Origin of the sequence: Chitinophaga sp. (assembly GCF_036566945.1) — a bacterium.
Taxonomy (GTDB): Bacteria; Bacteroidota; Bacteroidia; order Chitinophagales; family Chitinophagaceae; genus Chitinophaga.
The window spans coordinates 1-9,711 of sequence record NZ_DATCVJ010000438.1 but is presented as its reverse complement, the minus strand read 5'-3'; the positions used below and the strand labels follow the sequence as shown (position 1 = coordinate 9,711).

Annotated in this window: 8 protein-coding genes and 1 tRNA gene; 7 read left to right on the top strand and 2 right to left on the bottom strand. The window is 43.0% G+C overall.

From position 1 onward, the window contains the following. The coding region (locus VIP81_RS13345) for a hypothetical protein (RefSeq protein ID WP_331961245.1) at positions 1–293 on the top strand (293 nt) is incomplete at its 5' end. On the opposite strand, the gene VIP81_RS13340 is transcribed toward VIP81_RS13345, so the two are convergent. Beyond that, entirely contained in the window at positions 264–563 is a 300-nt protein-coding gene (locus VIP81_RS13340; protein WP_331961242.1) for a helix-turn-helix domain-containing protein, read from the bottom strand. The two genes, VIP81_RS13345 and VIP81_RS13340, sit on opposite strands and share 30 nt — an antisense overlap. 342 nt (positions 564–905) lie before the next feature. On the opposite strand from VIP81_RS13340, the gene VIP81_RS13335 reads away from it, so the two are divergent. Together VIP81_RS13335 and VIP81_RS13330 are read left to right on the top strand one after the other, a co-directional pair. Continuing rightward, entirely contained in the window at positions 906–2,006 is a 1,101-nt protein-coding gene (locus tag VIP81_RS13335; protein ID WP_331961239.1) for a hypothetical protein, read from the top strand. A 669-nt stretch (positions 2,007–2,675) separates the two neighbouring features. Continuing rightward, entirely contained in the window at positions 2,676–3,668 is a 993-nt protein-coding gene (locus VIP81_RS13330) for a hypothetical protein (RefSeq protein ID WP_331961236.1), read from the top strand. Positions 3,669–3,915: 247 nt separating this feature from the next. On the opposite strand, the gene VIP81_RS13325 is transcribed toward VIP81_RS13330, so the two are convergent. Continuing rightward, a tRNA-Lys gene (locus VIP81_RS13325) sits at positions 3,916–3,988 on the bottom strand. Positions 3,989–4,190: 202 nt separating this feature from the next. Between VIP81_RS13325 and VIP81_RS13320 the strand changes: the two genes are divergently transcribed. The 4 genes from VIP81_RS13320 to VIP81_RS13305 form a co-directional block, all read left to right on the top strand. Continuing rightward, complete coding sequence (locus VIP81_RS13320) at positions 4,191–4,994, top strand: SDR family oxidoreductase (RefSeq protein ID WP_331961233.1); 804 nt, start codon at positions 4,191–4,193, stop codon at positions 4,992–4,994. Between the two features lie 245 nt (positions 4,995–5,239). Next, a complete protein-coding gene (locus VIP81_RS13315; protein WP_331961230.1) occupies positions 5,240–6,067 on the top strand; it encodes an SAM-dependent chlorinase/fluorinase in 828 nt (275 codons plus the stop codon). Next, positions 6,064–6,357, top strand: coding sequence for a putative quinol monooxygenase (locus VIP81_RS13310; protein WP_331961227.1), 294 nt, complete (start codon positions 6,064–6,066; stop codon positions 6,355–6,357). Before VIP81_RS13315 ends, VIP81_RS13310 begins: the two co-directional genes overlap by 4 nt. Before the next feature lie 177 nt (positions 6,358–6,534). Further along, positions 6,535–9,711: DUF2723 domain-containing protein (locus VIP81_RS13305; protein ID WP_331961224.1), on the top strand; the 3,177-nt coding region annotated here is incomplete at its 3' end.

The following is a 9,711-nucleotide window of genomic DNA, read 5'->3' as shown; positions in this document are numbered from 1 at the left end:
CGCTGCATTTCCCCTTTGCGACCACCGGGAGCGAAGGGGCGAGCGGTTTTTGCGTAGCAAAAACACCGCTCGCTAACGGAGCGAAGATCCGTTCAACCTCCGCAACCGGATGGCGAAGCCGTCCGGTTTATCTCCGCATACAGGTAGCGAAGCTACCTGTATCATCTTCACGAACTGGTGGCAACGCCGCCGGTTCAATCTCCACGGAACAGATAGCGAAGCTGTCTGTTCAATCATCGCAAACGGACAGCAAAGCTGAACGTTTAATCTTTGCTGTCTTGTTCGGGTTGTAATAGTTTCTGTATGTCATTCCAGAGAAAGAATACACGGGATTCGATTTTGTACCGCTTTAGCCTCCCATGTCTGATCCATTGGTAAATGGTAGGTTTGGTAACCTGAAATAGTTTGCAGACTTCTGCTAGCTTAAAAAGGGGCTTGTAGGTCAATCCGGGTGTTTCATAGATTGGCTGAGCGGGCTTGCTTCTTTCTACATTTGTAACTTCTTCCCGGATAATGAGTCTAATCCGTTGCCAATACTGGTCGGGGTCAAAGGGGAACAACATGGGGGTTACAGCGTTTTCATTTTGCACATTTTCTTTCATACTCTTCGCTTTAAAATTATTGGGGTTACCTATCTGATCGAAAATAACTAAAAAGCCAGAAATAAAATCTACCTCTAAAAATTTTGATAGAGGTTAAACTGCGTCCAAACTTCGGAGGAAAGCTATAGTAGAGAGTTTCTGATACAACGCGATAGGCGAAGCAAAGGAAAAAAAGATCGGTTGTATCACGAATATCCTACCCTATTTATAAGGCTGTTATGGTCACTTAAATACTTTTTTATATATTTACATCAATACAAACATCCGTAGACTTTATCTAGTAGAAATTTCCAAAGCCTTTTGATGAAATACACACTTATTTGCGTCCTGATGATGGCTGTATCAGCACATGCCCAGAAAAACTTACCTAAAACAACTAAAGGAACTTCCACAAAAGTAGTCCCCCTACTGACAGATACTATCCGCATCAAGCCTGTCTTCCAATTGTCGGACACCCTGCAATTAGTTACAAGAGATAGCGCGGCCATAAACATTCGCTTAGATAGCGGTCAACTTGCTGACAACAAGGAAAAGGCAGTTTCCAATGATATTATTTTAGCACTTGTTTCTTTATTCGCCGGTGCTATGTTAACACTATTAATCGATCATTACCGAGGGAGGCGGCGAACATGGGAATCAGGGCAGCGGTGGATAGCTGAAGCTAAGGTATATAAAATTATTGCAGGTGCGCAGTCGCCAATTATGCAAGATATCTTAGACACAGAGAAGCCTGATATATGGGGCGTTTATGAATTACAGGTAGCTACAAATCTGGACGGGGAAATCTTCAATTCCATGAACAATGAGGAACTACTTAAACATTTCAACAAGGATGGTAACCTACCTCTGGATGAAGCAGTGCGCCTTACCAATCGATTTACTGGCACTGTTTCGGCTCTGCGGCACCTTTACAGCCAACTGCTCAATGGTTATGAAAGTTACAAGGAAAACATTGGTAAGCGATCCCGAGAAGTTAACGAAAAGCTACAGCGTATAGGTGCCTTATTAGCAAATTGGGAGGTAGCTATTCAGCAAAGAAATTTTAATGGCGCAATAGAGCAATGCGCTTTTCGTGCAGCTTTTGACCTTCATCATGCGCTTGCGGCAGGAAATTTAGGTGACCCGAGCGATCTTTATAATTTGGAAGGCCAATACCTTGATCCAATGACTATTGCCATTGTAGACATGAGAACCGATCAAATAATCTTAGACGTATTGAATACAATATCGCAATGCAAACATGCTATAGCAGGGATCAGAACAGAAAAGGAATACTTACTGGAAATAGCTGAGAAGTTCAGAGACAGGTATGACAGTAACGTAAAGCACCTAAATGAAACCATTAATATCACAGAAGCACTCCCTATTACAAGGAGATGGTGGCAGTTATGGAAATGGGCTTAAATGTCGATCAGTTATATATTTTTACATTCGCTATTAGGTTTAATATGTGGTTCGCAATCAATGATTCGAGCTGATGATGAAAGGTTGATGAAAAAAGGCAAATAGATAAAACAGTAAACTATCTCAAAACTTACCGCCTACATTATGCATAGTACAGATAAGTAAAGTAAATTAATGTAAGGACTAAATGGCAAAATAATAAGTAGTACAATGCCGAACAACGATAGGAAGTGATAAAGTATATGCCTATACCAATAATGAGCGATTAGCTTTCTTCGTGTGCCTTCAATATTCCAACGGGGAATAGCTCCTATTTGTTCATTATGAATCGTACGGAGTAGTAACTGATTATAGCCTACACTAAATGGGAGATCAAAAGTGGCAAAGGATGCCAATCGCTGCAAATTCTTTCTCATACACAAATCCTTTTACTAAATATATAAAAAAATATCCTTTTATTTAATATTTCTTTTTAAATTACGTAGATAACCGAGTTATTATTAACAATATTTTACCCCTTAATTTATAGATACGTTTACTTATGGAAGAAACAATAGAGGTTGCCTTGTACTTCTTAGACTTCACTTCGATCAACTTTCTCCATACAAATAAGATCGAATGTCAAATCAGCATGCAAAATGTGGCAATATGAGTAGTAAATCGAAGCATATGTTTAAAAATGTACTTAAAGCTGTGGAAGAAATGGCCAAGAACAAGGTCCATATACCAATAGACACTGACTCTGACGGTTATATTGACCGTGAATGCCCCAATGAACAATGCTTATTTCAATTTAAAGTACATCTAGATGATTGGAAGAATCTATTTCAAGATGAAGTTATTTATTGCCCAATGTGCCGTAAAGAAGCAAATTCCACATCTTGGTTTACACAACAACAACTTAAAGATGGCCGGGAGGAAGCTCAAAAACATATCCTAAATGTTTTAGACAAAGGATTTAGAGAAGATGCAAAAGTCTTTAACACACTACAAAATCAAAATGCCTTTTTCTCCATAAAAATGAACTTCAAAGGCGAGCATGTCAATAGGCCAATACTCCCAATTGCCGCAATGGAGGAAATGGAATTGAAAATCTCCTGTAAAGAATGCAATGCCCGTTACGCAGTTATTGGAAGTGCGTTCTTTTGCCCCTGTTGTGGCCATAACTCAGCTCAAGAAACATTCGGTTTTTCTTTAGATAAGATAAAAGTAAAATTGACAAGCATTCCCATAATTCAAGCCTCTTTCAATAAAGATGATGCTGCAATACTAACTCAAAATCTTATAGAATCTAGCTTAGTTGATCTTGTAGTAGCTTTCCAAAGATTTTGCGAAGTAACCTTCCGCCAAAAGGCGCCAAATATCGATGTACGTTTTAATGCTTTTCAAAAACTCGATTTAGGAAGTAGTTACTGGAAAGATCACTTTGGACAAGGTTATGAAGATTGGTTAACTATTGACGAAATGCGTATCTTAAAAATATTTTTTCAACAGCGGCATCTATTAGCTCATTCAGAAGGGTTTGTTGATCAATCTTATATTGATCGGTCTGGAGATGTTAATTACATCCTGGGACAAAAATTGGTAATCAAAGAAGATAATGTAAGAGGCTATCTAAGGCTTATTGAACTAATGACGTCGCAAATAAACAACCTGCCATAATCTTCGGTATCGTTTTTTTTCCAATATCGCTATGTATGTGGCCTTCTACAATAAACAAAATGCGGAAAAATCAACTTCACAGAAGTTTACGGATCAAGTTTACCTCAATTTTATCCTTATATTTATAACGACAAGTCAACCCGAATAAAACTAAGTAAACACGAATTGCAATTTCGCACTTTGATAGACTAACAAATAGACCTAAAACAAAAAGCCCGCGACTAGCGCAGGCTTTGTAATCTTCCAGTGATCCCCTTGGGACTCGAACCCAAGACCCATACATTAAAAGTGTATTGCTCTACCAACTGAGCTAGGGAATCCTTTGCTGTTAAGCGGTTGCAAAAATAACAATATTTTTTTTCTTGCCAAATTTTTCTTCAAAATAACCACCAAACACAATACCAACAAGTATTACAAGCGAAACAATGCAGCAATCAGCAGTTACACATCTGTAAATAAGAAGTAATAAAATGCTGTTACTATCATCTTCTCGCCTATTTTTGTGGGGCTTAAATTATACCCATGAAAACATACTTTCAAAACAAGACGGTTGTCATCACCGGCGGATCGTCAGGAATTGGAAAAGCACTGGTAGAAGAATTATTGGCGCAGGGTGCTACTGTAGCTGTTTGCGGCAGAAAGCAACAGGCGCTGGATGCTTTACAGCAACACAAGGCCTTATTTACTTTTGTAGCGGATGTGAGCATCGAAGCCGACTGCAAAGCCTTTATTGAAAGTACGATTGCGAAGTTTGGAAAGATAGATATACTCATTAACAACGCAGGTATTTCTATGCGTGCTTTGTTCCGTGATCTGGAGGTGAGTGTATTAAAGTCACTGATGGACATCAATTTCTGGGGTACGGTATATTGTACCAAGTTTGCGTATGAGTCTATTGTCGCTAATAAAGGAACCATTGTAGGGGTGTCTTCTATTGCGGGGTACAGGGGCTTGCCGGCACGTACCGGTTACTCGGCTTCTAGGTTTGCGATGCAGGGTTTCCTCGAAGCACTGCGGACAGAAAATTTACATACAGGCGTTAACGTGATGTGGGTATGTCCCGGATTCACGGCGTCGAATATACGTAATACGGCCTTGAACCCTAAGGGACAGGCACAAAGTGAAACACCGCTGGAAGAAGGAAAGCTGATGAGTGCCGAGGCGGTGGCAACAGCCATTGCGAAGGCCATTGCCAAACGTAAACGTACCCTGGTACTCACTGGTCAGGGTAAGCTCACGGTGTTGCTGAGCAAACTATTGCCCGGCTTTCTGGACGGCATGGTATACAATCACTTTAAAAAAGAACCGGGTTCTCCTTTGCAATAATAAACGATTATTTCACTTTAGCCGTTCACGTTAGTGTGAAAAAATTCCACCTAAAATACGATCGCATCGGGTTTTTTGTCTTTATTTGCACTAAGTTTAACTCACATAACCCCAATGGCATCTTTTTTGGATGGAAAGCGCACATTTAATTTGCCATTCTGAATGTGAGAAAACAGGTTGAATAGTGAGGACGGGATTTGAACTGTGGGTTTTGAACATAGGGATTTGGATTTAGATTTTCGGGCATGTCCATCATAACATTAACATCAGACATAGGAATGCAGGATTACCTGGTAGGTGCCATTAAAGGGCAGCTCTGGCAATACTGCCCGGAATGTCATGTTACGGACGTCACACACCATATAAGCCCTTTTAACTTACCACAGGCCGCTTATATCTGTAAAAGCGCCTTCGCTTACTTCCCGCTGGGTACCTTCCATTTTGTACTGATCAATTTATTTGACAAACGGCCAGATCATGTGCTGGTGGCCGAGCACAACGGACAATACATCGGTTGCGCCGACAACGGCCTGCTCACCATGATTGTTGGTGGTATGCCGGAGAAGGTCATCAAGATACCCTTGCCTGCCGACGCGCCCAAGAACACTTTTACCATCATACAACTGCTGGCTTCAGCTGCCAGAGAGTTGAGCCGGGGTAAGGCGTTGGGAGAACTGGGACCACTCACCCAGCAAATCAATGTAAAGCATAACCTGCAACCACTGGTAGGCGACGATTTTATAGAAGGACAAATCATTCATATCGATAGCTTCGAGAATGTGGTGGTAAACATCACCCGGCAACAATTCGATATGCAATGCAAAAATCGCCGCTTCCGTATCTTCTTCCGCCGCGATGAAGTCATTAACCAGATCAGCGAAACATATGCAGACGTACCGGAAGGTACCAAGCTGGCCCTCTTTAATGCGGCCGGATACCTGGAAATCGCCATTAACAAGGGAAATGCCGCCGGCCTTTTCGGCCTCCAGGGCTTCCGGAGAGATCAGCTCACACAACCCTCCGGATACCAGCAACTGTCGTACTACCAAACTGTAAGAATAATTTTTCAATGATTAACCGTATCGTTAAAATGGAATTTGACCCGGATAAAGTAAACAACTTCCGGGACCTGTTCTCTCAACAACAATTGCTTATCCGCCATTTTCCCGGATGCCTGCACCTGGAACTTTGGGAACATCCCGCTTCCGGAAATACCTGGTTTACTTTCAGCCAATGGGAATCTGAAGCCGCACTTGACAACTACCGGCACTCAGACCTCTTCCGCGAAACATGGGCCGCCACCAAAGTCCTTTTCAACGCTAAACCTGTCGCCTGGACGGTGAAAACAGCTGTTAGCCTTTAGCTGTTAGCTGTTAGCCCTTCCCGTAAGCTTTATCTCCTCACCAGCATAAAACAGGTGCCTAAAAGCTAACAGCTAAAGGCTAACAGCTAAAAAGATATTTACAAAAAGTTAAAACTGTTCGTCAGATTAGCATAATTTGCTGTTTTTTATATTTTTGTCGGACCTTAAAACAACCTTATGAATTTTAAAAGGACCAACAACATGGTCGGCTGGGTCATCTGCATCATTGCCTGCTTTGTTTACATTAAAACGATGGAAGCTACAGGCAGCTTGTGGGACTGCGGCGAGTTTATTTCAAGTGCCTACAAAGTACAGGTTCCACATCCGCCCGGAGCACCGTTGTTCGTGTTGCTTGGAAGATTGTTTAGTATGTTCCTGAAACCATCACAGGCTGCATTGGGCGTTAATACCATGACTGCCCTGGCCAGTGGTTTCACTATTTTGTTCCTGTTCTGGACCATCACCCACTTCGCACGCCGACTGATGGTGAAAGCCGGTGAAGAAATTTCACAGGAAAAAATGATTGCCATCATGGGCGCTGGCGCCGTAGGTGCACTCGCTTATACCTTTTCCGATTCATTCTGGTTTTCCGCCGTTGAAGGGGAAGTATATGGTATGTCCTCTTTCTTTACCGCCATCGTTTTCTGGGCGATCCTGAAATGGGAACATGAAGCAGATGAACCTTATGCTGACCGCTGGATCGTATTGATCGGCTACCTGCTGGGCCTCTCTATCGGCGTCCATCTCCTCAACCTCCTCACCATCCCCGCCATGGTCATGGTGTACTACTTCAGACGCTTCAAAGTAACCAGTTGGGGTACTTTCTGGGCATTTATAGTAGGTTGTGGTATCACTGGTATCGTACAAAAATACCTGATCCAGGATACTGTGAAGGCTTCCGGTTACATGGACGTATTCTTCGTAAATAGCCTCGGAATGGGATATTTCTCCGGATTTATCTTCTATTTCGTGTTGATTATAGCCATCCTGGTGATTGGTTACAGAAAACCAAAATTCGGCCTGTATGCTCCTTTCATCGTAATTGCCACCGTTATCCTGGTACCTGCATTTAATGATGCCAGCGGTGCGGTTATCTTCTTCAAATTTGTACTGGCAGCGTTCTTTGTAGCAATCCCTTACCTCCTCAAAGTGGTAGGTGTAAAAATAGATTTCGCTAAAGCGGCCCATTTCAGCCGCCTCACGATCTCCTTCGTACTGTTTATGCTGCTGGGCTACTCTACTTATATTACTACCATGGTACGTTCTACTGCCAATCCTTCAGTAGATATGTACAATGTAGATAACCCCATCTCCCTGGTAGGTTACCTCGGTCGTGAACAATATGGCGATTTCCCACTGATCTATGGTCAGGTGTTCACTGCCCGTCCTACTGAATACAAAGAAGGTGGTAACATCTATGCCCGTGGTCCTAAAAACTACGTGGTGGCAGGTAAGAAACAGGAACCGGTATATGCCGCCGAGGATATGATGCTGTTCCCACGTGTATGGGATGCCAGCAACGATCAGGGACATGCCGATTTCTATAAATCCTGGCTGGGATTACAACAGGGTGAAAAACCAGGTCTGGGCGATAACGTGAAGTTCTTCCTCCAATACCAGGTCAATTATATGTACTTCCGCTACTTCATGTGGAACTTTGCCGGTAAACAAAATGATACCCAGGGCTACGGTAACGTACGCGATGGTAACTGGATTTCCGGTATTCCTTTTATAGATAACTTCATTTATGGCGATCAGAGCATGATGCCGGACAGTCTGAAAGATAACAAGGCACACAACACCCTGTTCTTCCTGCCGTTCATCCTGGGGCTGATGGGCTTCTTCTATCAGTATAAAAACCATAGAAAAGATACCCTCATCGTATCATTACTGTTCTTCTTTACAGGTTTTGCGATCGTTATTTACCTTAACCAGGCCGGTAACCAGCCACGTGAACGTGACTACGCTTATGTAGGTTCTTTCTACGCTTATGCTATCTGGATAGGTTTAGGCGTGCTGTCGGTATACAGTTTCCTGAAAAAGAAAGTAAAAGGTGCCATCACTCCAGTGTTGGCTACCGCCATCTGCCTGCTGGCAGTACCGGTACTCATGGCCTTCCAGGAATGGGATGACCATGATCGTTCTACCAAGTACGTAGCAAGAGATGTCGCGAAAGATTACCTGGAATCCTGCCAGAAAAATGCGATCCTGTTTACCGTAGGTGATAACGATACTTACCCCCTCTGGTATGCACAGGAAGTAGAAGGCATCCGTCCGGATATCAGGGTAATTAACCTGAGTCTCCTCGGTGTTGACTGGTACATTGATCAGATGCGCAAAGCCGTGAACGAAAGTCCTGCAATTCCATTTACCTGGTCTGCAGATAAATACCAGGGCGAAAACCGCAACTATATCCGCTTCTTCGATCCGGGAAATATTCCTGCAGATAAGTCCTTTAACCTGATCGAGATCATGCACTTCATGGGAAGCGATGATCAAAACAGTAAAGTGACTACCCAGGATGGTGGCGCAGAAAACTTCCTGCCTACCCGTCAGTTATATATTCCGGTAGACAAACAGACTATTCTCGCAAATGGTGTGGTAGCTGCGAAAGACAGTGCGAAGATCTTACCTTCCATGCCTTTCAAAATTACCAAGAACTACCTGCTGAAAAATGACCTCGCTGTATATGATATCATTGCTGCCAATAACTGGAAAAGACCTATCTACTTTACCAGTCCTACAGATCTTGGCCTGAATGAATACATGCAAACAGATGGTCTGACCTATCACCTGGTACCATTGCCTAAGCAAACATCTACCGATCCGCTGGGCATGGATATCAATGCCAACGTAGGCGTAATGTATGATAACCTGATGCACAAATTTGAGTTCGGTGGCGCTCAAACCCGCGGTACCTACTTCGATGAGCCTAACAGGAAAATGATCATGTACCTCCGTCAGGCATTTACCAAGCTGTCTGTTGCCATGACACAGAATGGTATGTCGAAAGACAGCGCCCTGAATGTGTTGCATTATATGGACAAGGGTATACTGGAAACTAACTTCCCGTACGCCATGACCACTCCGGGCAACATGCACAACTACACCTCTATTCAAACCATCTACGCTTATTATATAGCCGGCGATGCGAAGAGAGCAGATGAACTGGCCGATAAAGTGATCAGAGATTGCGAACAACAGCTGCGCTACTACGCACAACTGCCTGCCAGCAAAATGACCAACGACTTACAACGCGATGGCCAGAACGCACAACAGTTTGTAACCTGGTTGCACCAGATGAAAGCTGACTACGGTGTAAACGGCGCTAAAAGAAATAAAGAAGGCGTTATA

Bases quoted from the DNA above. Each gene is read 5' to 3' on its own strand.
- VIP81_RS13340 (WP_331961242.1), bottom strand. From the start codon at position 563: ATGTTGTTCCCCTTTGACCCCGACCAGTATTGGCAACGGATTAGACTC.
- VIP81_RS13335 (WP_331961239.1), top strand. From the start codon at position 906: ATGAAATACACACTTATTTGCGTCCTGATGATGGCTGTATCAGCACAT.
- VIP81_RS13330 (WP_331961236.1), top strand. From the start codon at position 2,676: ATGTTTAAAAATGTACTTAAAGCTGTGGAAGAAATGGCCAAGAACAAG.
- VIP81_RS13320 (WP_331961233.1), top strand. From the start codon at position 4,191: ATGAAAACATACTTTCAAAACAAGACGGTTGTCATCACCGGCGGATCG.
- VIP81_RS13315 (WP_331961230.1), top strand. From the start codon at position 5,240: ATGTCCATCATAACATTAACATCAGACATAGGAATGCAGGATTACCTG.
- VIP81_RS13310 (WP_331961227.1), top strand. From the start codon at position 6,064: ATGATTAACCGTATCGTTAAAATGGAATTTGACCCGGATAAAGTAAAC.